Annotated in this window: 15 protein-coding genes; 8 read left to right on the top strand and 7 right to left on the bottom strand. The window is 68.8% G+C overall.

The features are described from left to right. Window positions 1-45 precede the first annotated feature (45 nt). Complete coding sequence (locus PCA_RS17155) at window positions 46-1,362, bottom strand: aspartyl/asparaginyl beta-hydroxylase domain-containing protein (RefSeq protein WP_181303835.1); 1,317 nt, start codon at window positions 1,360-1,362, stop codon at window positions 46-48. A gap of 213 nt (window positions 1,363-1,575) precedes the next feature. On the opposite strand from PCA_RS17155, the gene PCA_RS17160 reads away from it, so the two are divergent. Further along, the gene (locus PCA_RS17160) at window positions 1,576-3,105 is read left to right on the top strand and encodes a tetratricopeptide repeat-containing sulfotransferase family protein (protein ID WP_255436945.1); all 1,530 of its coding nucleotides are present in this window, start codon (window positions 1,576-1,578) and stop codon (window positions 3,103-3,105) included. Then, window positions 3,102-4,676 carry a sulfotransferase gene (locus PCA_RS17165; RefSeq protein ID WP_181303837.1) on the top strand — a complete coding sequence of 525 codons (1,575 nt, stop codon included), beginning with the start codon at window positions 3,102-3,104 and terminating at the stop codon, window positions 4,674-4,676. The genes PCA_RS17160 and PCA_RS17165 overlap by 4 nt, the downstream gene beginning before the upstream one ends. A gap of 24 nt (window positions 4,677-4,700) precedes the next feature. Here PCA_RS17165 and PCA_RS17170 read toward each other — a convergent pair whose 3' ends face one another. From PCA_RS17170 to PCA_RS17180, 3 genes are all read right to left on the bottom strand, one after another. Continuing rightward, window positions 4,701-6,278 carry a tetratricopeptide repeat-containing sulfotransferase family protein gene (locus tag PCA_RS17170; protein ID WP_255436946.1) on the bottom strand — a complete coding sequence of 526 codons (1,578 nt, stop codon included), beginning with the start codon at window positions 6,276-6,278 and terminating at the stop codon, window positions 4,701-4,703. A 323-nt stretch (window positions 6,279-6,601) separates the two neighbouring features. Next, on the bottom strand, window positions 6,602-9,670 hold the full coding sequence (locus tag PCA_RS17175; RefSeq protein WP_343204579.1) for a TonB-dependent receptor: 3,069 nt from the start codon (window positions 9,668-9,670) through the stop codon (window positions 6,602-6,604). Window positions 9,671-10,261: 591 nt separating this feature from the next. Beyond that, window positions 10,262-11,047, bottom strand: coding sequence for an AMP nucleosidase (locus PCA_RS17180; RefSeq protein ID WP_181303839.1), 786 nt, complete (start codon window positions 11,045-11,047; stop codon window positions 10,262-10,264). A 173-nt stretch (window positions 11,048-11,220) separates the two neighbouring features. Between PCA_RS17180 and PCA_RS17185 the strand changes: the two genes are divergently transcribed. Both PCA_RS17185 and PCA_RS17190 read left to right on the top strand, forming a co-directional pair. Next, a complete protein-coding gene (locus PCA_RS17185) occupies window positions 11,221-12,165 on the top strand; it encodes a DegV family protein (RefSeq protein WP_181303840.1) in 945 nt (314 codons plus the stop codon). A gap of 32 nt (window positions 12,166-12,197) precedes the next feature. After that, the gene (locus PCA_RS17190) at window positions 12,198-12,836 is read left to right on the top strand and encodes a DUF4124 domain-containing protein (RefSeq protein WP_181303841.1); all 639 of its coding nucleotides are present in this window, start codon (window positions 12,198-12,200) and stop codon (window positions 12,834-12,836) included. A 7-nt stretch (window positions 12,837-12,843) separates the two neighbouring features. Here PCA_RS17190 and PCA_RS17195 read toward each other — a convergent pair whose 3' ends face one another. Continuing rightward, window positions 12,844-13,623 carry an SDR family oxidoreductase gene (locus tag PCA_RS17195; protein WP_181303842.1) on the bottom strand — a complete coding sequence of 260 codons (780 nt, stop codon included), beginning with the start codon at window positions 13,621-13,623 and terminating at the stop codon, window positions 12,844-12,846. Window positions 13,624-13,704: 81 nt separating this feature from the next. Here PCA_RS17195 and PCA_RS17200 point away from each other — a divergent pair, with 81 nt between their 5' ends. Together PCA_RS17200 and PCA_RS17205 are read left to right on the top strand one after the other, a co-directional pair. Further along, entirely contained in the window at window positions 13,705-13,929 is a 225-nt protein-coding gene (locus tag PCA_RS17200; protein ID WP_181303843.1) for a hypothetical protein, read from the top strand. Between the two features lie 72 nt (window positions 13,930-14,001). After that, window positions 14,002-14,823, top strand: coding sequence for an ATP-binding cassette domain-containing protein (locus PCA_RS17205; protein WP_181303844.1), 822 nt, complete (start codon window positions 14,002-14,004; stop codon window positions 14,821-14,823). Between the two features lie 15 nt (window positions 14,824-14,838). Here PCA_RS17205 and sppA read toward each other — a convergent pair whose 3' ends face one another. Together sppA and PCA_RS17215 are read right to left on the bottom strand one after the other, a co-directional pair. Next, entirely contained in the window at window positions 14,839-16,743 is a 1,905-nt protein-coding gene (gene sppA / locus PCA_RS17210) for a signal peptide peptidase SppA (RefSeq protein ID WP_181303845.1), read from the bottom strand. Window positions 16,744-16,793: 50 nt separating this feature from the next. Then, the gene (locus tag PCA_RS17215; RefSeq protein ID WP_181303846.1) at window positions 16,794-18,206 is read right to left on the bottom strand and encodes an MATE family efflux transporter; all 1,413 of its coding nucleotides are present in this window, start codon (window positions 18,204-18,206) and stop codon (window positions 16,794-16,796) included. A 116-nt stretch (window positions 18,207-18,322) separates the two neighbouring features. On the opposite strand from PCA_RS17215, the gene PCA_RS17220 reads away from it, so the two are divergent. Together PCA_RS17220 and PCA_RS17225 are read left to right on the top strand one after the other, a co-directional pair. Beyond that, a complete protein-coding gene (locus tag PCA_RS17220; protein ID WP_181303858.1) occupies window positions 18,323-19,477 on the top strand; it encodes a DUF3667 domain-containing protein in 1,155 nt (384 codons plus the stop codon). Window positions 19,478-19,881: 404 nt separating this feature from the next. After that, window positions 19,882-22,074 carry a primosomal protein N' gene (locus PCA_RS17225; protein WP_181303847.1) on the top strand — a complete coding sequence of 731 codons (2,193 nt, stop codon included), beginning with the start codon at window positions 19,882-19,884 and terminating at the stop codon, window positions 22,072-22,074. Window positions 22,075-22,092: the final 18 nt, after the last annotated feature.

Below are 22,092 nucleotides of genomic sequence, written 5' to 3' on the forward strand. Positions count from 1 at the left end.
CCCCGTATCGCCGTTCCGGCTCCGCCAGCACATCCAGCGCGGAACTCACTCCCCCGGCAACTCGCAGCTCCGGTTGAAGTCCCCTATGCCGGCAACCAGCACCGCGACGGCCTCGCGCTCGGCCTCGGTGAGGTCCGGATTCCAGCAATCCATGATCAGCACCACGCGGGTGCTGTCGCTGCGGTTCCAGGCCTCGTGCTCGAAGGTGTCGTCGAACGTGACGCAGCGGCCTTCCTGCCATTCGTGGATCTCGCCGCCCACGTTCAACGCGCAGTCCGCGGGCACGATCAGCGGCAGATGGGTGACCAGCCGGGTATTGGTGACGCCGCGGTGCGGCAGGATGTGCGTGCCGGGCCTGAGCACGGAGAACAGCGTCTCCGGCCCGTGGTCGCGGATGCGCGACAGCGGCATGCGCTCGATCATGGCCGTGGTGCGGGGACAGGCTTCGCAATGCGCGTCGTAGCGCTGGCCGTGGCGATAGAAGAAATAGGCGTCCCACGCGGCACGCTGCGCCCCGGCCCCGTGCAGCATGCTGTCCAGTTGCTCCTGGGTATCCGCCCTGAGAAAAGCTTCCAGGCCTTCGGGCCTGTCGAGCACCGCGCACAGCTCGTCGCGAATCGCCGCGGTAGCCGCCTCCAGGGCTTCGAATTCCGGAAAACGCTGGCGCGGATAGTAGGTGCGGCTGGGGATGCCCGGGAAATACAGGAATTTCGGCTGCTGGCGCGGATCGGGCAGGTTTGCCGGCCGCTCGTGCAGGTAGATCGCCAGGCATTCCTCCACGCGGCGCATTTCCCCGCGGCCGTAGCGTTCGCGCAGCGGTTCCAGCAGGCCGTCGAACAACGCGTGCCGCCCGGCATCCACGTGGCGCATGGCGTGCTGTACCGCTACGCGGATGCCGGGTGCGGTGGTCGCGTCGCTGAGCCAGCGACCCTGCGCCTGCGCCGTGTTGATCGCGGCGAAATACGCCACCAGGGCCTCGTGCGACCGCCCGAGCTGCTCCATCGCCAGGCCCAGGCGCAGGCGGGCCAGGAAGTGCCCGGGCTGCAGTTCCAGGCAACGCCCCAGGCTGGATGCCGCGCCCTGCAGGTCGCCATTGGCCATCTGCACGGTGCCGAGCTGATGCATGATGTCGGCGTTGCCTGGTGCGGTCAGGGCCGCATGCTGCAACAGCGCCACAGCGCGCACCCCGTCGCCACGCTGGAAATGCCGTCCGGCGACGAACTGCAGCGCATCCACGTCATCGGGCATGGTTTCCAGCAACTGCACGAAGCACTGTTCGGCCAGGGACGCATCGCCCTGCCGCAGGCCGGCAAGGGCTTTTTCGCGCAGCGCCACGACGTGGCCTTGAGATTCGGTGTCCATGTTTCTTCCGCGATCGCTTGCCGTTGTGCGCTCGATACAGCGTTGAGGCTCCGCCGGTCCATGCAGATGCCGCAGGTATAATAAAGACGTTGCCGTCCATTTGACCCGCATCTTGCATGTACATGCAGGTGCACCGCGACCTGTCGTCCGATGCTGGATATCCCGATGAACCCGCGTTGGCAAGGCCTGACTCCCGCTACCGCCCAATGCGTCATGGCCGCCGGACAGGCACTGGATGCGGGACGGGCGGACGAGGCGGATCGTCACCTGGCCAAGGCGCTGGCGGCCCATCCCGACCATCCCGAAGTGCTGCGCATGAAAGCCGGCATCCTGAGCCTGCGCGGCCAGCATCCGGATGCCATCCGCGCCATGCAGCGCGCGCTGGACCAGCGCCCGCAGGATGCGCCGTCCTGGAACACGATGGGCTCGCTGCTGGGCGCCGCCGGCGATTACGAGGCGGCCGCCCGCATGCTGCGTCGCGCCTGCGAGCTGCGCCCGGACCTGGCGCTGGCCTGGTACAACCTCGGCGTGATGCTCACCAAATGCGTGCGCAACGACGAAGCGATCGGGGTTCTCCAGCGTGCGGTCGCGCTGTCGCCGGCCCATGTCGACGCACGCGCCCTGCTGGCCGACCTGCTGCGCACGCAGGGCAAGGTCGGGGAAGCCGTCGCCGAATACCGGCGGCTGCTCGCGGAGCAGCCGGCCGCGGGCATCGCATGGTGGGGCCTGGCCGACCTCAAGACGCACCAGCTGGACGAAAGCGACATCGCCCGCATGCGCGCCGCGCTGCAGCTCGGCGGAGTCAGCGAAAACGATCGCGTGAACATCGGCTTCGCCCTTGCGAAAGCCCTCGACGACGCCGGCCGCTACGCCGAGTCGCTGGACGCGCTGGCCGGCGCGAACGCCATCGTGCGGCGCTATCTTGCCTGGAGCGCGCCGGCCTTTTCGGCCAGCGTGGCGGCCATCTCCGACGCCTTCGACCCGCCACCCGCAGGCGCGCCCGGAGCACTCGGTCGCGAGGCGATCTTTGTCGTCAGCCTGCCGCGCTCCGGCTCCACCCTGATCGAACAGATCCTTGCCGCGCATTCCTCGGTGGAAGGCGCCGGCGAGCTGCCGGACCTGCCGCAGGTGATCGCCGAGGAATCGCGCCGGCGCGGCAAGCCGTTCCCGCAATGGGTGGGCGAGATGCAGCCGGCGGACTGGGCGGCCCTGGGAGAACGCTATCTCGAACGCACCGCGCGCTGGCGCCGCGAGCGCCCCCGCTTCATCGACAAGTTGCCCAACAACTGGATGTACATCGGCGCGATCCTCGCCATGCTGCCGGGCGCGCGCATCGTGGTGTGCCGGCGCGACCCGTTGGAGACCTGCTTCTCCTGTTACCGCCAGAAGCTGGATGCCAACAACGGCTACGCCCGCAACTTCGAGGATCTCGCCGCGTTCTGGCGCGACTTCGATCGCAGCGTGACGCGCAGCGCCGCCCTGCATCCCGAGTCCGTGCGCGAAAACGGCTACGAGGCGCTGGTGGCGGACCCGCAGGCGCAGATCCGCGAATTGCTGGCGTTCTGCCAGCTCCCGTTCGAGGAAGCCTGCCTGCACTTCCACGAGAACAAGCGCGAAGTGCGCTCGCCCAGCGCCACCCAGGTACGCCAGCCGTTGCGGCGCGACACCGCGCGCTCGTCGCGCTACGGCTCCCTGCTCGATCCGCTGCGCAAGGCGCTCGGTCTTCCCGCCTACGCCCCATGACGCCTGCCGCCGCCCACCCCTGGCAACGCGAATTCGACGCGCTGGCGCACGCTCCGGAGGCGGACTGGCTGCAACAGGCACGCTCCTGGATGTTGCAGGGCGAACTCGATGCCGCGCTGGCGGCATTTTCCGAGGCATCCCGCCGTTTCCCGGACTCGGTGGATGCCTGCCTGGGCGTGGCCGGCGTGCGCTGGCAACGAGGCGAACGGCAGGATGCCGAGGCCGTTTTGCGCAGCCGCCTGGCCACGTACCCCGGCGACAGCGCCGCCACCTTCCTGCTGGTGCAGTTCCTGCGCGAGCAGGGGCGCCTCCACGCGGCGGCCGAGGCCATGCGCCGCCTGTTCGAGCACGGCTCGCAGGATGCGGAGACAACGATCCGCGCGGTGGAGATGCTCGACGACTACGCGCTGCCGCAAGCCGCCTTCGCCATCTGCGAGACGGCCATCGCCGCCGGAACGGACGATGCGCGGCTGCACGCATATGCCGGCATGTTCGCCACCCAGCTCGGCCGGTTCGACCACGCGCGCGAGCGCTACCGCCACGCTCTTGACCATCACCCCGACGCGGTGAACTGGAACATCCCGCTCGGCCTCGCCGGCCTGCAGCGTTATGCCGACGCGCAGCATCCGGACCTGACCTTGTTCCGGGAGATACTGCAGCGTCCGGCACTGGACCAGCACACGCGCGTCAGCACCTTGTTCGCCCTGGGCAAGGCCCATGACGACCTAGGCCAGTACGCCGAGGCTGCAGCGACACTGCGGCAAGCGAATGCCGGCGCACATGCCTCGAGCCAGTGGTCGCGCAAACGCTGGAAACGCAGCATCGACGGCAGGCTCGCCGCACCGGCCAGCGCAATGTCCTTGCCGGGCCCGACAGACTGGACGCCGATCTTCATCGTCGGCGTGCCGCGTTCCGGCACCACGCTGCTGGCGGAACGGCTGGCGGCGCATGCCGGCGTCTGCAATCGCGGCGAACTGGGCTGGCTGGAGGTGGCGGCACTGCGGCTGGAACGCACGCCGCATCCGCCCCGGGCCGCGCTGGAAGAGTGTGCGGCATTCTATGCGGCCCAGCTCCGCCAGGACGACGAGACGGGAGCACGCTGCTTCATCGACAAGCAGCCGATGAACCTGTTGCGCGTCGACCTGATCATGCAGTTGTGGGCGAACGCACGCGTGCTGCTGTGCACGCGCGATGCGCGCGACACCGCGCTGTCGCTGTGGTCGCAGTCATTCCGCGATGCGGCGCACGACTACGCCTGCGACTTCGCGGATATCGCGGCCGTGATCCACGGCTGCAGGCGCCTGGGCGCGCACTGGCTGGCGCGTTACCCGCAATCGGTGCGCACTGTCCGCTACGAGGAGCTGGTCAGCGATCCCGCCGCCACCATCGCCGCGTTGCTGCCATGGCTCGGCCTTTCGCCCTCGCCCGCCCCTGCAACCACCCGGGTGGGCGGCGACATCCGCACGGCCAGTGCATGGCAGGCGCGGCAACCCGTGCATGCGCGCTCGGTCGGCCGGTGGCGCCACTACGCACCCTACGTGCCGGAACTGCTGCAGCTGCCGGAACACTGACGGCGCAGCAAGGGTGGCGCGTCTTCAAGCGGGCGCGTCGGCCGAATAGCCCCAGTGCCTCAGCATGGGCTCCAGTATGGGCAGCACCGGCTCGAAATGGCTGCGGTACTTGTGCCAGCGAGCCATGCCGCGGCGGTTCACCGGTTCGATCACCTGGGAGTAGCTCGGCGTGGCGATGTAGGCCTTGCCGCGCGCGTGGCTATCGAAATGTAGCATCGGCGAAGCGTCCGCCAGGTCCAGGAACCGGCCGATGCGCCCGGTCTGCAGCGCCACGTCCGCCACCAGGTCCTCGTAACGCGAGATCATCACCGACGGCTGCAGCAGGGCCGCCTCGTCGATCCACTTGGCCATGGTCTCCACGTAAGCGTGCGCCAGCCGCTCCAGCGTGCTGCAGGCCGCCGCCAGGCTGCTCGAGCGAAAGCTCTGCATGTAGCAGCTCAGGACCACGTCGCAGGGGTGGCGCAGCGCAAGGATGATCTTCGCCTCGGGAAACAGGCGGTGGATCATCGGCAACCAGTGCATGTTCAGCGGATTCTTGTCGACCACCCGGACGCCCGGCTGCCGCGAAACACGCTCATCCACCATCGCGTAGTAGCGCTTGCGCAGTTCGTCGCAATCGAACTGCCGCAACACGCCGAGATCTTCGAGGATGCGCGAATCATGCTTGCGCAGGATGTCGGCGAGGCGATTGAAGAACGGATTCTCGTCCATCGACTGCAGGTCCGGATGGGCGTCCAGCATCTGCTCCAGCAGCGTGGTGCCCGAGCGCGGGAAGCCCACCACGAAGACCGGCGAGTCGCGCCCCTCCGGGGCGATCAACCGCGGCCAGCGCGCGTATTGTTCGGCCGAAACTCCCAGCGTCTGCAGCGGCAACGCCTTCGCATCCGGTGCGAAATATTCCGGCGAATCGAACTGCCGCTCCTTGGCCTCCAGACGATGGGCCACATGCAGGGCGTACATGGCCGCGTCGGTTTCACCCAGCTTGTCGTGGACCGCGGCGAGCTGGAAGTAGTGGGCATAATCGTCCTCGCCCTGCGGCCCGCAACGCTCCAGCATCTGCTTCGCCGCGGCCGCATCCCTTTTCCGAAGTGCCAACGCGGCCAACAGATGCGTCGCTTCGTTGCGTTGGGCCTCCGTCGATTCCGCCATCGCGCGCAGCACCGGTTCCGCCATGGCCTCGGCGTCCGCCAATCGATTGAATCGCTCGTACTGGGTCGCCAGCAGCAGCCTGGCTTCGAGGTTTTCCGGCTGCCGCGACAGCAGGTCCTCCAGCAGTTCCGCGGCATCGAGCACATCGTTCCGCAGCGTCAGCACTTGGGCGAGGCTCAACTGCAACCCGTCGTCATCCAGCGGCGTCCAGGACCGCCACGGTGCGAGCAGTTCCCTGGCGCCCTCGAGATCCTGGCTCAGGCAGCAGGCCCGTGCGGCGTGGATCCGCGTCTCCGGGATATCGTGCCCCAGCACGAGGGCGTCCAGCAGCATCTCGCGCGCCGCCAGCGGTTCGCGCAACTCGATCAACAGCTGCCCGAACTGGCTTTTGGCCTGCGCATTCGCGGGATCCAGCGCGACCGCCTTCGAATAGGCCGCACGGGCGTCCTGCATCGCTCCCGTTTCGCCCAGCGCCGTGGCGTAGTTGTTCCAGTGCACGCTGTTCGCGGGAAACAGCCTGACCAGTTCGGCATGGATGGATACCGCTTCCGGCAGGCGCCGCTGGGTCTGCAGACTCATGGCCAGCAGCAGCAGCAGATCCTCGTTCCCCGGAAGCTCCAGCAGGGCGGCGCGCGACCATTGCTCCGCCTGCGCCGCCCGGCCCGTCTTCAGCGCGACCACGATCTGGGAAATGACGTCGGTATTCATCGCGTCCAATAGAAAATGGGCCGCGTGATTTCCACGCGGCCCATCAAGACTAGCATCTGAACCAACGATCAGAACTTGACCGTCACGCGGGCCCAGAAGTAACGGCCCATCAGGTCGAACGTGCTGGGATCGGTGTTGGCGTTGAGCGTATTGTTCGCATACAACATCGGCGGGGCACGGTCGAACAGGTTGTTCACGCCAAAGTCCACGCGGGTCTTCAACGGCTCGATGTTGTAGCCCAGCGACACATCGTTGTAGATGGTCGAACCGTAGTGCAGGATCGTGGTCGCCGGCGCCCCCTGAACCGGGCTGGTCGCCTCATCCGGATTGGCGGAGCCGTTCCGGAACGCACCGATGTAGCGCATGCGCCACTCGGCACTCCAGTTGCCGAACTGCCAGTCCACGAAGCCCTGCGCGCGCCAGCGCGGGAACGTGCAAACGCCCACGTTGTCCGGACAGGCGGCCGCCTGCGCGGAGCCGTAGGGCAGCAGATGCCCCGCATTGTTGTAGGTGATGTTGCCGCCGATGCCGGGCGCCGTCTGCTGGGTGTAGTACTTCAGATAGGTGGCGTTGACGCCGACGACGAACTGGCCGAAGGAGAACTGCGGCAGTTTGTAGTTGGCGGACCAGTCGATGCCGCCGGTGCTCAGGCTGCCCAGGTTGCCCACCGGCTCGACCGTGGACTGCAGCAACTGACCCTGGTTGGGACCGGGATTCGGATTGCGGTGGATGTACTGGCAGTACAGGGTCGAGCCGCCGGCGCACAGGTTGAGCAGGCTCTGCAGGCCCACCGCCGTGATGGTGTCGTTCAGGTACAGATGCCAGACGTCGAGCGTGGTGGACAAGCCCGGCACATACGACGGGCTGTAGACCAGGCCCACGTCGAAGGTCTTGCCATGCTCAGGCTTGACGTCGAACCCGGCCACCCGCGAACCCTGCGTGATCGTGGACGCCTGCTGCCCCGATTGCACGTAGGTGTTCACGAACGAGCCGTCGGTGGGTACGTTCTGGCAGGCCAGGGCCATCGGCGAACCGGCGGGCGCACCGGTATAGCCGGTACACGGGTCGGTATGGATCAGCGGCGCATCGGAACCCGAGTTGTACAGTTCGCCCAGCGTGGGTGCACGGAACACCTGCTCCATCGTGCCGCGCAGCAGCAGGTCGTCGATCGGCTTGTACTCAAGCGCGAACTTGAAGTTGTTCGTGCTGCCGAAATTGCCGATACGCGAATAGCGGTCGCCAACGATGAGGTTCAGCGACTTCACGCCCGGCAGGTTGGCCAGCACCGGGATGAAGCTCTCGGCATAGACTTCCTTGGTGGTGTAGCCGCCTTGCACCGCGCTGAGGCACTGGCTTCCAAGGATGCAGCTGCCGGTCGTGGGATCGACCACCAGCTGTGGCGCCGGGACGTTGTGCTGGTAGTCCTTGCGGTACTCCGCCCCCACCGCCAACTGCACGGCGCCGGCAGGCAGGTCGAACAGCTCACCGTTCATGCCGGCGTGCCAGGTCCGCTCGAGCTGGTAGACATTGCTGGGGGCCGAAGCCGCCGCAGCCTTGAGCGCCGCGATGCTGCCCGGTGCATTGATGTCGAACGGATTGAACTGGCAGGCGACCGCGCTGACGCCGCTGGGGCAGATCGCCACGCCATCGGGACCCATCGTGGAGGAGCCCGTATAAAGCTCGTTCTGGTTGGCCAGGCCACCGGTCGTGGTGACGACGCTCTCGTGGCCGAAGTTGAAGCCCACGTCCCAATTCCAGTTACGGTCGAAGACCGTGAAGTCGCCCTTGAAGCCGGTATTGATTTGCGCATCCGTACGGCCGACTGCCGCCGTGCGGAAACCGGCCGAGGTCAGGCGCGTGCGAAAGCTGTTGCCGGTGGAGCCGAAGCTGGTGCCGAACGGGCCGACGCCGAACTGGTTGAACGCGTTGTCCTTCGCAATCGTGGCGCCCGTCGTATCGGTGCCGAACAAGGCAGATGCCAGCTGGAAGTTGGACGAAGTCTTCTGGTAGATCGCGTCCACATAGGCCGTCACGTGATCGCCGAGGCGATACTCGCCCCGCAGAAAGCCGCCGGTGCGTTCCTGGGGCGTCATGTCCAGATTGACGCCCGCGTAGTTGTACTTGTCCGAGTTGGTGTAGCAATGGTAATTCGCGGGGGTAACGACCTGGCTGTTGCCGCCCGGATTCAGCGTAATGGCTTTATTGGCGCAGTTGCTGAAAGCGTCGGTAATAGGCCCGGACTTCGGCAGTTGGATGCGACCGTACGGGCCGGACGACGAACCGCCGATATAGGCGTTGCGGGCGCCGTTCGTGGTCTGGGAAAGGCTGAGGGCACTCCTGGAGAACGAGCGGTTGGACGCCAGTACGCCGTCCTGCTTGCTGTACGAGATGCCGGCCATGATGCTGCCCTTGTCGGACGTCTGGCCGAACGTGAACGAGTAACCCTGCTGGCCGCCGTCGTTCTGGTCGGACTCGCCGACGTTGGCGGTGAACGTTGCGCCTTGATAGTCCTTGCGCAGGATGAAGTTCACCACGCCGCCGATGGCATCGGAGCCATAGGTAGCCGAAGCACCGGAAGGCAGCACTTCGATGCGCTCGATCGCATCGGCCGGAATGGCGTTGGGATCCTTGCTCAGCAGGCGCTGGCCATCGACCAGGATCAGGGTGCGCTTGGAGCCGAGACCGCGCAGGTTGATGCTGGACTGGCCGGTGCCGCCGCCGTTGTTGACCTGCGGATTGACGTTGCCGCCGGTCATCGCCGGCAGCTGCTGCACCAGATCGCCCAAGGTCAGTTTGCCGGTGGCCTGGATCTGCGCGCGGTCGATGGTGACGACCGGATTGGACGTTTCGACGTCGACGCGGCGAATCAGCGAACCGGTAACCACCACGGTCTGCAGCTGCTTGGCCTTCTGTTCAGTGGGCTGGCCGCCCTGCTGGCTGTTGGCGTCTTGCGCGAACGCCATGGTGCTGGTGCCCATGGCGACGACGGCACCCAGCGAAAGCGCCAGGCGGACGGATGAGGAAAGCTTCGAAACCCCGAGTTTCATGAGTGACACCCTCCGAATAGATTCTTGATCTGGCCGGTGGCAGCAGCCCCGGCCTTCTGATTTGCCCACCGCATCGCGGCGCTCCGTCACTGGCCGCGATCATCCATGGGTAAAGGTGCGTCAACGCAAACGGCTGGGAACGCCAACCTGGCAGTGGGCCGTGGATCCGGGACGGTAGATCCGGTTGGTCGAACGATTAACCATCGACATCAGGTTTCACATTGAGGCATGCGGATTTGATACGCCCGCTTTACATTTTGTCAACGAACTCATATTCGCAATTAATTACGACAAGGCAGCAATAAAAAACGAATTGCAGTCATTGAAAACGGGAAAATCCACATAAATCAGCAATCAGGACTTGCGCAATATTTTTCGTTTCCGAATGTTGGCGTATCGGCGAGCCTGAACGCCACCCGTCTTGCCCAAGGCACCGGTAAGGGATCGCCTTGAGTTTCACGCGTGATCGACGCTCAAGCCGGAGTGCTGCATCGCAGCACGCGCGGCTGCTGGCCGCCATCGCAGCCGGAAGTTGCCCTGGCATGCCGGTAGCGGGGTTTCGAATCCCGGGCCTTGATGCGGGGGCGGACGCCAGCGGTCGCCCCGCCCGCAGCACGCAGGGGCATGCATTCCGCCCCGTGATGGCTGCAGCAGAGACGACCGCGTCGAGTTTCTTCGCCCTCAGTCCCCGTCTTCGTCGAACCGCAGGTGCTTCACGCTCCTGCCGTTGCGACGGACCAGCTTGAGCGCCTCGATGCCCACGCGGATGTGCGCCTCCACGTAGGTCTCGGTGACCGTGCGGTCGCTGGCTTCGGTCTTCACGCCCTCGGGGATCATCGGCTGGTCGGAGACCAGCAGCAGGGCGCCGCAGGGGATCTCGTTGGCGAAGCCGGCGGCGAAGATGGTGGCGGTCTCCATGTCCACCGCCATGCAGCGGGTGCGCCGGAGGTAGGACTTGAACTGGTCGTCGTGTTCCCAGACGCGGCGGTTGGTGGTGTAGACGGTGCCGGTCCAGTAGTCGTGGCCGAGGTCGCGGATCATGGTGGAGACGGCGCGCTGCAACTGGAATGCCGGCAGCGCCGGCACTTCGGGCGGCAGGTAGTCGCCGCTGGTGCCCTCGCCGCGGATCGCGGCGATCGGCAGGATCAGGTCGCCGATCCGGTTTTTCCTCTTGACCCCGCCGCACTTGCCCAGGAACAGCGCCGCCCTGGGCGCGATCGCGCCGAGCAGGTCCATCACGGTGGCGGCGTTGGGGCTGCCCATGCCGAAGTTGATCAAGGTGATGCCGTCCGCCGTGGCATTCGGCATGGGCCGGTCGCGCCCTCGCACTTCCACGCCATGCCATTCGGCGAACAAGTCCACATAGTGGCCGAAGTTCGTCAGCAGGATGTGCTGACCGAACTGCTCCAGCGGCGTGCCGGTGTAGCGCGGCAACCAGTTGGCGACGATTTCCTGTTTTTCTTTCATGTGTTGCTGCCTTGTCCGTTGCTGCCTCCGCCTGCGCGGAGGATGCCGGCGACGCCACGCCGGCGGGGTCCTCGGGGTCGGGCGCCATTATGAATGCATGGGACGGCGACTCGCTGCCCGGCATCGGGGCCCGGCGCATGCTATGTTCTGGGCGTCATTTGAGGGGGTGACACATGCGCATGGGGCTGACCATGGATGCGGCCTGCGACCTGCCGCAGGCGTTCGTGGAGGAACACCGCATCTCGGTGCTTCCGATCACCGTGAAGGTGGACGGCGAGACGTTCCTGGACGACCGCGACCCGGCGGAGATCCGGCGCTTCATCGACCGCCGCCTCGGCAACCGCAGCCACTCGGCGGAAACCGAGCCCACCTCGGTGGAGGAGGTGCAGCGGATGTTCCTGCAGCACCAGGCGCTGGAACAGGACTGCGCGTTCTGCCTCACCATCACCGCCACCCGCAGCCCGATCCACGACAACGTGGTGCGCGCCAGCTTCGCGATACTGCGCGGCTACCGCGAGGTGCGCGAGCCGGCCGGCATTCCCGGGCCGTTCCTGATGCGGGTGATCGACACGCGCAACATCTTCGCGGGCGCGGCGCCGGTGGTGTTCGAGGCGGCCCGGCTGATCGCGGCGAACGAGGCGCCCGCCACGATCCGCGAACGGCTCAACCACATCGCCCACAACAGCTACGGCTACATGCTGCCGCGCGACCTGTACTACCTGCGCGCCCGCGCCAAGAAGAAGAACGACCGCAGCGTGGGGCTGTTCAGCGCCATGCTGGGCTCGGCGCTGGACATCAAGCCCATCCTGCGCTGCTTCCGCGGCGAGACCGGCCCGGTGGGCAAGGCGCGCGGCTTCGAGCAGGGCGCGCAGCAGCTGTTCGACTACGCCGCCGCCCGCGTGCGCGCCGGCCTGCTGGTGCCGGTGGTATGCCTGAGCTACGGCGGCGACGTCGACGTGCTTTCGCACCTGCCCGGCCATGCCGGCCTGCGCGTGGCCTGCGAGGAATGCGGCGTCGCGCTGCTGGAGGCGCCGATGAGCATCACCGGCATGGTCAACGTGGGCGAAGGCGCGGTGACCCTGGGCTTTGCCGCCGAGGAACACGAGGCCGTATTCTGAGCCTTGCTCCCCGCGTGGTCGTGGAACGAACGATGCCGCGTCTGCCCGCCCTGTCCTTCCTGCTCGCCTTGGCGGGCGCAGGCCTGTGCGCGCCGGCGCACGCGCAGACGGTGTACAAGTGCGCGGGAGCGCACGGCGAGGCCAGCTACCAGTCCACGCCCTGCCCCGGCGCGCAGGGCCAGCGGCCAATCGCCCTGGACGTGGCGCCGCCGTCGTCCCCGCCCTACCTCCCGCCCGCGCCCGGCAGCAGCGCGCCACCTGTCGTCGCGGCCGCAACGCCGCCACCTCCACCGCCGGCCGCCCCGGTGCCCGTGCTGTACCAGTGCGTGCGCGCCACCGACGGCAAGACCTATACCAGCGCCACCGGCGACCCGCCCGGCTATTACGCGCCGCTGGGCATCGTCGGCGTGCCGACTTCGCTGGCGCAGCAGTACAACGCGGCGAACCGCATGGGCCGCGAGCCGCCCAACGCCGCGATGGTCTCCAGCTATTACACCTGGGTGCGGGACCGCTGCCGCGCCATGAGCCCGCAGGAAGTGTGCGAGGCGCTGCGCAAGGACTGGACCGAGAACGAGCACAAGCTGGGTCGCGCGTTCAAGAGCGACCAGCCCCCGCTGCTGCGGCGCGAAGCCGAGCTGCGTGCGCAGCTGCAGGGTTGCGGCGGCCCGTGAACGGGGATCAGAACCCGTAGTTGAGGAAGCCGCCGTCCACGCCCAGCACCTGGCCGGTGATGTAGCTGGCGGCGGGCAGGCACAGGAAGGCGATCGCCGCGGCCACTTCCTCCGGCTCGCCGATGCGGCGCAGCGGCGTGCGCTCCAGCACTTCCTCCAGGTAATCCTCGTCGGCCAGCGCCGTATCGGTGCGCTGGGTGCGGATGTACCACGGCGCCACCGCGTTGACGCGGATGCCGTCCACTGCCCACTCCGCGGCGAGGTTGCGGGTGAGCTGGTGCAACGCGGCCTTGCTCATGCCGTAGGGCGCGCCGGTGCGCACATGGGTGATGCCGGACACCGAGCCCACGTTGACGATGGCCGCGTTCGCGTGCTGCACCAGCTGCGGATGCGCCAGCCGGCACATCTCGAACGCCGCGAACAGGTTCAGCTCGAAGATTTCCCGGTAGTCGTCGCCGTACTCCAGCACCGGCCTGGGTACGTTGCCGCCGGCATTGTTGACCAGCAGCGACAGCGGCAGGCCCAGGTCGGCCACCCAGTCGAACACCGCGAGCCGGTCCTCCGCGTCGGCGAGGTCGGCGCCGAAGGCGAACACTTCGATGCCTTCGTGGTCGTCGGCCAGCTCCACCCGCACCTGTTCGAGGTAATCCTCGTCGCGCGCCACCAGCAGCACGTTCGCGCCCCGCCCGGCCAGCTCGCGCGCGGCGGCGTAGCCGATGCCCTTGCTGGCGCCGGTGATCAGGGCGGTATGGCCGTGCAGCTGCCAGGCGTCGATGCGGCTGTTCATGGGCTGAGCTTACACGATGGCCTTGCCGCCGGGCCCGTGCGGCGGGACACTCGGCGCCGGCATTCCCGCGAGGTCCGCACGATGAAAGCACCCCTGCCGCTGCTGTGCCTGCTGGCCCTCGCCGGCTGCTCCGGGAAGTCGCCCACGCCGACCGCGGTCGCGCAGCCGGCGGCCGCGGCCAGCAGCCGCGTCGCCACGCCGTGGGATGCGATGAAGGCGGACGAGCAGCGGGCGAAGGACGTGCAGAAGATCGCGGACAAGCAGGCCGAGGAACAGCGCAGGCAGATCGAGGCGCAGACCCAGTAACCCTGCCCGCGTTTGGACGTCTCGACGTCCACATGGCTTGCCAGCCGCCGGGTTTGCCGGCATCTTTCCGGCATGCCCGCCGACGCCAACCCACTCCCCGTACCGCCGCTGCTGGAGATAACCGCCGCCACCGTGCTGCGCGGCGGCCAGCCGGTGCTGGACCGTTTCAGCCTGCGCCTGGACGCCGGCTGCCACACCGCCATCCTCGGCGCGAATGGCGCGGGCAAGTCCACGCTGGTGCAACTGATCGCGCGCCAGGTCTACCCGCTGGCGCCGGACGACGGCCGCAGCCCGGTGCGCGTGTTCGGCCGCGCGCACTGGAACGTGGCGGAGCTGCGCGGCTTGCTGGGCATCGTCTCGCCGGCCGTGCAGAGCGACTACACCAGCGAGGAGCCGCTGGAGGTGTTCGATGCGGTGGTCTCCGGCTTCTTCGCCGCGCGCGGGCTGTGGCGGGACCACGCGGTCAGCGACGAGATGCGCGCACGCGCGCACGCGGCGCTGGAGCAGCTGGGCGCCAGCCATCTGGTCGGCCGCGCGATGGCCAGCCTGTCCACCGGCGAGGCGCGCCGCGTGCTGATCGCGCGCGCCCTGGTGCACCGCCCGCGCGCACTGCTGCTGGACGAACCCTGCGCGGGACTGGATCTCGCCAGCCGTCGCCGCTTCCTGGAAAGCCTGCGCACGCTGGCGCGCGGCGGCACCACGCTGCTGCTGGTGACCCATCACGTGGAGGAAATCATCCCCGAGATCGGCCAGGTGCTGCTGCTCAAGGACGGCCGCGTGCTGCGCCAGGGCGACAAGGCCGCCACGCTCACCGACGAGGCGCTGGGCGTAGCGTTCGGCATGCCGATACGCGTGTCGCGGCAGGGCGAGTGGTACCACGCCGCGATCGACTGAACTCCGGCGCGCCGCTCAGTGCGGCGAGCAGAAACAATACGCGTAGACGTTCGGCGTGCCGGCCCTGGCGTCCCGCAGCAGCGACAGCTCCGGCGCCAGCGCATGGATCTGCGCGAACCACGGCGGCAGCCGCACGCCCCAGGCCTGCAGCAGTTCCACGCCGGCGCTCTGGCTGAAGCCGACCATGAAGCGCTCGAACGCGCCCAGCGCCGCCTGCTGGTAGCGCACCGGGTACTTCCCGCCCAGCTTGGCGAGGCCGGCGGCCTCGGTCACCGCATCGCCCAGGCCGCCGAGCTGGTCGACCAGGCCGCGTTCGCGCGCCTGGCTGCCGGTCCACACGCGGCCCTGGGCGATCGCGTCGATGTCGGCGTAGCTCTTGCCGCGCGCCTTGGCCACGCCGCCCACGAAGTCGCGGTAGCCCTTGTCGATGATCGCCTGGATCACCGCGCCGACCTTGGGGTCCAGCGGACGGCTGATGTCGAACGCGCCGGCCATCGGCCCGGTGGCCACGCCGTCGCTGGTGATGCCCAGCTTGGCCAGCGTGTTCGGCACCGTGTAGTACATGCCGAAGATGCCGATCGAGCCGGTGATGGTGTTCGGCTCCGCAAAGATGCGGTTCGCGTTCATCGAGATCCAGTAGCCGCCGCTGGCGGCCACGTCGCCCATCGAGACCACCACCGGAATGCCGGCCTCGCGGGTGAGTTCCACCTCGCGGCGGATCTGCTCGGCGGCATACACCTCGCCGCCGGGCGAATCCACGCGCAGCACCAGCGCCTTGGTGCGCTTGTCCTCGCGCGCGGCGCGGACCAGCGCGGCGGTGGACTCGCCGCCGATCGAACCCGGCGGCCGCTTGCCCCCGGCGATCTCGCCCTCGGCCACCACCACGGTCACGCCCGGCGTGAGCAGATCGCCGCCCGTCGGCAGGTCGGCGACGTAATGCTGCAGGTCCACCGAGCGGAAGCCGTGGCCGTTCTTCGCGGCGGGCACGCCCTGCTTGCGCAGCATCGCGATCAGCTCGGCGCGGGTGGCGGTGCCGTCGATCAGGTGTTCGTCCAGCGCCAGCCTGGCGAGGTCGCCCTGGGTGCCGGCGATGGCCTGCGGCAGGTTGTCGATGTCGGCGCGCAGCTTCGCCGGATCGAGCTTGCGCAGCTTCGCCGCCTCGGCCAGGTATTCGTCCCACAGGCCGCCCATCCAGTAGCCGTCCGCTTCCTTCGAGGCGGGCGAGGCGTGGTCGAGGATGTACGGTTCGGCCGCGCTCTTGAACTGGCCGACGCGGAACAGGTGCACGTCCACGCCCAGCTTGTCCAGCAGGCCCTTGTAGAACAGCCGGTAGTTCGCGAGGCCGGTCAGCATCAGGCTGCCCTGCGGATCGAGCAGCACGCTGTCGGCGTGGGCGGCGAGGTAGTACTGGCCCTGGTCCAGGTTCGCCGCCCAGGCGATCACCGGCTTGCCGGTGGCGCGGAAGCGGTCCAGCGCCGCGCCCACCTCGCGCAACGCGGCGAAACCGCCGGCGTGCAGTTCGTCGGGCAGCAGCAGGATGCGGGTGATGCGCTTGTCGCGCGCGGCGCCGTCGATCGCGCCCACCAGGTCGCGCAGCTGCACCTGTTCGCTCTTGCCGCCGGACAGGCGCGCCAGCGCGCGCTGCAGCGGATCGATGCTGTACTGCTCGACCAGTTGCCCCTGCGGCTGCAGCACCAGCACGCTGTCGTCCGCCACGGTGCGCGACGCGCGGCTGGCGGCGATGCCGCCCGCGATCAGCACCAGCACGATCAGCAACACGAAGAAGAACGCCGCGTTGATGATGACCAGCCGCACCACGTTGATGCCGCGGCCGATGCCGCACAGCACCGCCCAGAAACCGTTCCGGCGCGGCGGCGTGGGCGAAGGCGAAGGACGGGACGGCATGGGCGGAGGCGACATCGACGGGTTTTCCGGGAGGGATTCGCGCTAGCGTAGCCGTTCGGGCGGCATCACGTCATGCCGGGAGCGACCGGCACCGGCGCCTCCGGCGCGACGTCGGCATGCCGCCGCCAGCGCTCGCGCCAGGCGCTGCGCCAGAAGCGCACGAACAGCATCAGCGCCGCCACGCTGAGGCCCGCGATCAGGCCCATCCACATGCCGCGCGCGCCGAGACCATGGTGGAATGCCAGCCACCAGCCCACCGGCATGCCCACGCCCCAGTAGGCGAACAGGGTGATCGCCATCGGTGCACGGGTGTCCTTGAGTCCGCGCAACGCGCCGTTCGCAGCCACCTGGATGCCGTCGGAAAACTGGAACAGCCCGGCCAGCACGATCAACTGCGACGCCAGCGCGATCACCGTGGCGTCGTGCGTGTAAAGCATCGCGATGTAGTGCGGCAGCGCCAGCATCACCGAGGCCGACACCAGCTGGGTCGCCAGGGTGAGGCCGATGCCGCAGAAGCCGGCGTAGCGCACGCCGCGCGCGTCGCCGCGCCCCACCGCGTTGCCCACCCGCACGGTGATCGCCATCGCCAGTCCCAGCGGCACCATGAAGAACAGCGTGGCCACGTTCAGCGCCACCTGGTGGCTGGCGATCACGTCCTCGCCCAGCGTGCTGATGATCAGCGCGGTGGCCACGAACAGCCCGCCCTCGGCCAGCAGGGTCACCGCCATCGGCCCGCCCACGTACAGCAAGGCGCCGATGCGCCGCCAGTCCGGCCACTCGAAACGCTCGAACAGGTTCAGGCCGCGGTAGTTGCGGTGCTTCGTCACGTACACCGCGAAGCCCAGCATCTCCAGCCACAGCACCGTGGCGGTGGCGACGCCGCAACCGTGCGCGCCCTGCGGCGGGATGCCCAGCTTGCCGAACATCAGCACGTAGCCCAGCGGAATCAGCAGCAACAGGCCGCCGAAGCCGAAGTACATCGACGGCCGCGTCAGCGACAGCCCCTCGGAAAGCCCGCGCAGCGCGAAATAGCAGGTCAGCGCGGGCGCGCCCCAGCTGATCGCGTACAGGAAGCGCTCCACGTCGTGGCGCAGGCTGGGCGCCACCCCGATCAGGTCGATCAGCGGCCCCGCGTGGCGCACCGCGAACCACAGCAGCACCCCCATGCCCAGCGCCAGCCACAGCGCCTGGCGGAACACGCCGCCCACCTCGCCGCGCCGCCGGGCGCCATCCAGCTGCGCCACCGACGGCGGCACCGCCATCATCACGCCGATGCCGCTGACGATCGCCAGCGACCACAGGCTGGCGCCCACCGCCACCGCGCCCAGCACATGCGCGCTCACGTGGCCGGCCAGCACCGCGTCGATCACGTTGCTGCCGACCGCGGCCAGCTGCGCCAGGATCAGCGGAAGGGCGAGGCGCACGGTGGCGCCGATCTCGTGCCGCACGCGGGCACGTTCGGGGCGGAACGGGTTCATCGAAAGACTCCGGGGGGCGGCCATTCTAGCGGACCGGGCTGCCGGCCATCGCCTGCTGTGCCAAGATCGCCCGCTGCGACGCCGAGAGCCTGTCCATGACCGCCAAGGGACCCGCGATGAAATCCCTGTCCAGCCACGAAGGGCTGCACTGCGCCAACTGCGGCACGCCGCTGGCCGGCGAGTACTGCCACGAGTGCGGGCAATCCATGCACAGCGTGCTCAAGCCGATGCACCACATGACCGAGGAGGCGGTGGAGACGCTGCTGCACATCGACAGCCGCATCCTGCGCACGCTGCCGGCGCTGTTCCTCAAGCCCGGCTTCCTCACCCTGGAGTACTTCGCCGGCCGGCGCATGCGCTACATCGCGCCGTTCCGGCTGATGTTCGTGCTGTGCCTGCTGAACTTCTTCGTGCTGCACCTGATCACCTCGCGGGCGATCGACCAGAATGTCGACCGGCATCAGCAGACGGTGCTGCTGGACCGCGGCGCCGACTTCGCGCAGGCCGCGGACGCCGAGGACGTGCGCGACCTGTTCGACAGCAAGATCAACGCGCTGAACGCGGTGCAGACCTTCGGCAGCGACACGATGGCGGCGCAGGCGGCCAGCGGGAAGCAGCAGCTGCGCGAGGCCGCGAACCGGCGGCTGGCCGAGCTGCATGCCCAGCCGTTGCCCGCCGCCAGCGGCACGGTCGCCGCCGTGGCGCGCAGCGACGATCGCACGCCGATCAAGCCCGTGCAGATCGGCTGGCTGCCGGCCTTCGCCAACGCGGAACTGACCGCGACCCTCCAGCACATGCAGGACAACTGGCACGACTACAAGCACGGCGACCCGGCCAGCCGCGAAGCCGCCAGGGAGCGCATGCTCACCGGCTTCTTCGGCAAGCTGCCGGGCGCCATGCTGGTGCTGGTGCCGGTGTTCGCGCTGCTGCTCAAGCTGTTCTACGTGTTCCGGCGGCGCATCTACATGGAGCATCTGATCGTGGCGCTGCACAGCCACGCCTTCCTGTTCCTGTGGTTGCTGCTGCTCATGCTGCTGGGCACCCTGATCGGCTGGGTGGTGCCGCATGCCGCCTGGGTCGGCTATCCGCTGCGCTGGCTGCGCATCGCCCTGGTGTGGTGGGCGCCGATCTACCTGCTGGTGATGCAGAAGCAGATCTACCGGCAGGGCTGGGCCATGACGCTGCTGAAGTACTGGTGCGTGGGCTGGTGCTACGTCTGGCTGCTCGGTCTCGTGTTGCTGGGCGCGGCGGTGCTTGGGCTGGCGCACTAGCACAAAGCCCCTGGCGCAGGGGCTGGCGGCGCCACCTCCCGGGGAGCACCCGGTCGCGGTTTTGCACAGCGTCACCGGGCTGTCAAGCCAGCGCGTCCTTGTTGGCCGTTCGATGAACGGCTGCCCACCGTGAAACACAACACACTGAAAAACATATGTTTTTATGCATGACCAAAACATGTCCAGAGTGTAGGGAAGGGCGCCACGATGCGCTCCGGGGGCCCTCGTCCCCGTACCGTCCACAGACTTGTCCACAGGCTTTGTGGATAAGCGGAAAAACCTGCGCGGCTGAGTGACTTGCGCCCGACTCCTCGACCCGCGGGCAGCATGTATGCGCAAGTCCCGCCAAGCCTGCCCCTTGCGCCGGGAATGCGGCCCCGGCGCCCCCGCTAGACTCGACCGTCATGATTCCCGCCACCTTGCGCGTCGCCCTGCCGGTGCCGCTGCCCACCTTGTTCGACTACCTGCCGCCCGCGGCCGGCGGCGAGATCAGGCCAGGCAGCCGGTTGCTGGTACCGTTCGGCCGCGGCAAGGCAGTGGGCGTAGTGGTCGCCACGGGCGTGGAAACCGCGGTGGGTGCAGGCAAGCTGAAACGCGCGCTGCGCGTACTCGACGACGAACCGCTGCTCGATGCCGAACTGATGCAGACCCTGGCCTGGGCGGCCGACTACTGGCTGGGCGCTCCTGGCGAGGCTTATGCGAACGCGCTGCCGCTGGCCCTGCGCGAACCGAAACCGCTGCCGACGCTGGGCGAGGAATGCTGGTCGCTCACCGTGACCGGACGCGGCGCACTGGACGCCGGCAGCCGGCGCGGTGGCAGCCGTGCCCTGCTCGCCGAACTGGCCGCCGGCCCGCTGGGCGCCACCGAACTGGAGGCCTGCCTGCCCGGCTGGCGTGCCGCGGCGCGGCGCCTGCTCGCCGCCGGGCTGGTCGAGCGCGGCGAACGCAGCCCCGACCGCGCCATCGCCGTACGCCCCGCGCACCCGCTCAGCACGGAACAGCAGCAGGCCGTGGATGCGGTGGCCGACGATCTCGGCCGCTACCAGCCCTTCCTGCTCGACGGCGTCACCGGCAGCGGCAAGACCGAGGTGTACCTCGCCCTGATCGAACGTGTGCTGGCGCAAGGCAAGCAGGCGCTGCTGCTGGTGCCGGAGATCGGCCTCGCCCCGCAGACCCTGCGCCGCCTGCGCGAGCGCCTGGGCGTGGCGGTGGAGGTGATCCATTCCAACCTCGCCGAAGGCGAACGCGCGCGGGCGTGGCTGCGCGCGCGTTCGGGCGAGGCGAAGGTGATCCTGGGCACGCGCTCGGCGGTGTTCACCCCGCTGCCGCGCGCCGGCCTGGTCATCGTCGACGAGGAACACGACGGCGCCTACAAGCAGCAGGAAGGCTTCCGCTACCACGCCCGCGACCTTGCCGTGGTGCGCGCCCGCGCGCTGGACGTGCCGGTGCTGCTGGGCTCGGGCACGCCGTCGCTGGAATCGCTGGCGAACGTGGAAGCCGGCCGCTACCGCGCGCTGCACCTGCGCGCACGGCCCGGCGCGGTGCGGCCGCCCACGGTACAGATCGTGGACATGCGCGCGCAGCGGCTGGAGCACGGCCTCTCGCCCACCCTGCTCGCCGCGGTGGCCGAGACGGTGGCGCGCGGCGAACAGGCGCTGGTGTTCCGCAACCGCCGCGGCTATGCGCCGGTGCTGCTGTGCCACGCCTGCGGCTGGCATGCCGACTGCCCGCGCTGCGAACACCCGATGACCCTGCACGCCGGCCGCCGCGTACTGATCTGCCACCACTGCGACCACCACAGCCGCATTCCGGCGGCCTGCCCGGCCTGCGGCGCCACCGAGCTGAAGCCGCAGGGCCAGGGCACCGAGCGGCTGGAGGAAGCGCTGGCCGCGCGCTTCCCCGACGTGCCGGTGCTGCGCATCGACCGCGAGACCACCCGCCGCCGCGACGCGTTCGAACAGTTGCTCGACGGCCTGCGCGACGCGGCGGACCAGCCCGCCAAACCCGCGATCCTGGTCGGCACCCAGATGCTGGCCAAGGGCCACGACCTGCCCAACCTCACCCTGGTCGCCATCGTGGGCGTGGACGAAGGCCTGCTCAGCGTGGACTTCCGCGCCAGCGAGCGACTGGCGCAGCAACTGGTGCAGGTGGCCGGACGCGCCGGACGCGCCGCCAAGCCGGGCCGCGTGCTGCTGCAGACCCATCACCCGGACCACCCGCTGCTGCGCCAGTTGCTGGCGCAGGGCTACGCCGCCGCGGCGCAGACCCTGCTGGCCGAACGGCGACTGGGCGCGTTGCCGCCCTATGCACACCAGGTGCTGCTGCGCGCCGAGGCCACCCAGCGCGCGGCGGTCGACGCTTTCCTCGCCGCAGCCTGCGCCGCGCTGCCGCCGGAGCACGGCCTGCAGGTCGCCGGCCCGATGCCCGCGCCGATGCCGCTGCGCGCCGGCCGTCAGCGCGGCCAGCTGCTGCTGGAAGCGGCGAACCGCCGCGAGCTGCACGCCGCGCTGCGCCCCTGGGCCGCGCAGCTCGCGCGCCTGCCGGCGGCGCGCAAGGTACGCTGGTCGCTGGACGTGGACCCGATCGACCTCTACTGAACAACCCGTTTGCGAGGA

Source organism: Rhodanobacter sp. PCA2 (assembly GCF_013620825.1).
Lineage (GTDB): Bacteria > Pseudomonadota > Gammaproteobacteria > Xanthomonadales > Rhodanobacteraceae > Rhodanobacter_A.

What these genes read in the sequence shown, in the direction of transcription:
- PCA_RS17155 (WP_181303835.1), bottom strand. Translation starts at nt 1,362, where the DNA reads ATGGACACCGAATCTCAAGGCCACGTCGTGGCGCTGCGCGAAAAAGCC.
- PCA_RS17160 (WP_255436945.1), top strand. Translation starts at nt 1,576, where the DNA reads ATGGCCGCCGGACAGGCACTGGATGCGGGACGGGCGGACGAGGCGGAT.
- PCA_RS17165 (WP_181303837.1), top strand. Translation starts at nt 3,102, where the DNA reads ATGACGCCTGCCGCCGCCCACCCCTGGCAACGCGAATTCGACGCGCTG.
- PCA_RS17170 (WP_255436946.1), bottom strand. Translation starts at nt 6,278, where the DNA reads ATGCAGGACGCCCGTGCGGCCTATTCGAAGGCGGTCGCGCTGGATCCC.
- PCA_RS17180 (WP_181303839.1), bottom strand. Translation starts at nt 11,047, where the DNA reads ATGAAAGAAAAACAGGAAATCGTCGCCAACTGGTTGCCGCGCTACACC.
- PCA_RS17185 (WP_181303840.1), top strand. Translation starts at nt 11,221, where the DNA reads ATGCGCATGGGGCTGACCATGGATGCGGCCTGCGACCTGCCGCAGGCG.
- PCA_RS17190 (WP_181303841.1), top strand. Translation starts at nt 12,198, where the DNA reads ATGCCGCGTCTGCCCGCCCTGTCCTTCCTGCTCGCCTTGGCGGGCGCA.
- PCA_RS17195 (WP_181303842.1), bottom strand. Translation starts at nt 13,623, where the DNA reads ATGAACAGCCGCATCGACGCCTGGCAGCTGCACGGCCATACCGCCCTG.
- PCA_RS17200 (WP_181303843.1), top strand. Translation starts at nt 13,705, where the DNA reads ATGAAAGCACCCCTGCCGCTGCTGTGCCTGCTGGCCCTCGCCGGCTGC.
- PCA_RS17205 (WP_181303844.1), top strand. Translation starts at nt 14,002, where the DNA reads ATGCCCGCCGACGCCAACCCACTCCCCGTACCGCCGCTGCTGGAGATA.
- sppA (WP_181303845.1), bottom strand. Translation starts at nt 16,743, where the DNA reads ATGTCGCCTCCGCCCATGCCGTCCCGTCCTTCGCCTTCGCCCACGCCG.
- PCA_RS17215 (WP_181303846.1), bottom strand. Translation starts at nt 18,206, where the DNA reads ATGAACCCGTTCCGCCCCGAACGTGCCCGCGTGCGGCACGAGATCGGC.
- PCA_RS17220 (WP_181303858.1), top strand. Translation starts at nt 18,323, where the DNA reads ATGAAATCCCTGTCCAGCCACGAAGGGCTGCACTGCGCCAACTGCGGC.
- PCA_RS17225 (WP_181303847.1), top strand. Translation starts at nt 19,882, where the DNA reads ATGATTCCCGCCACCTTGCGCGTCGCCCTGCCGGTGCCGCTGCCCACC.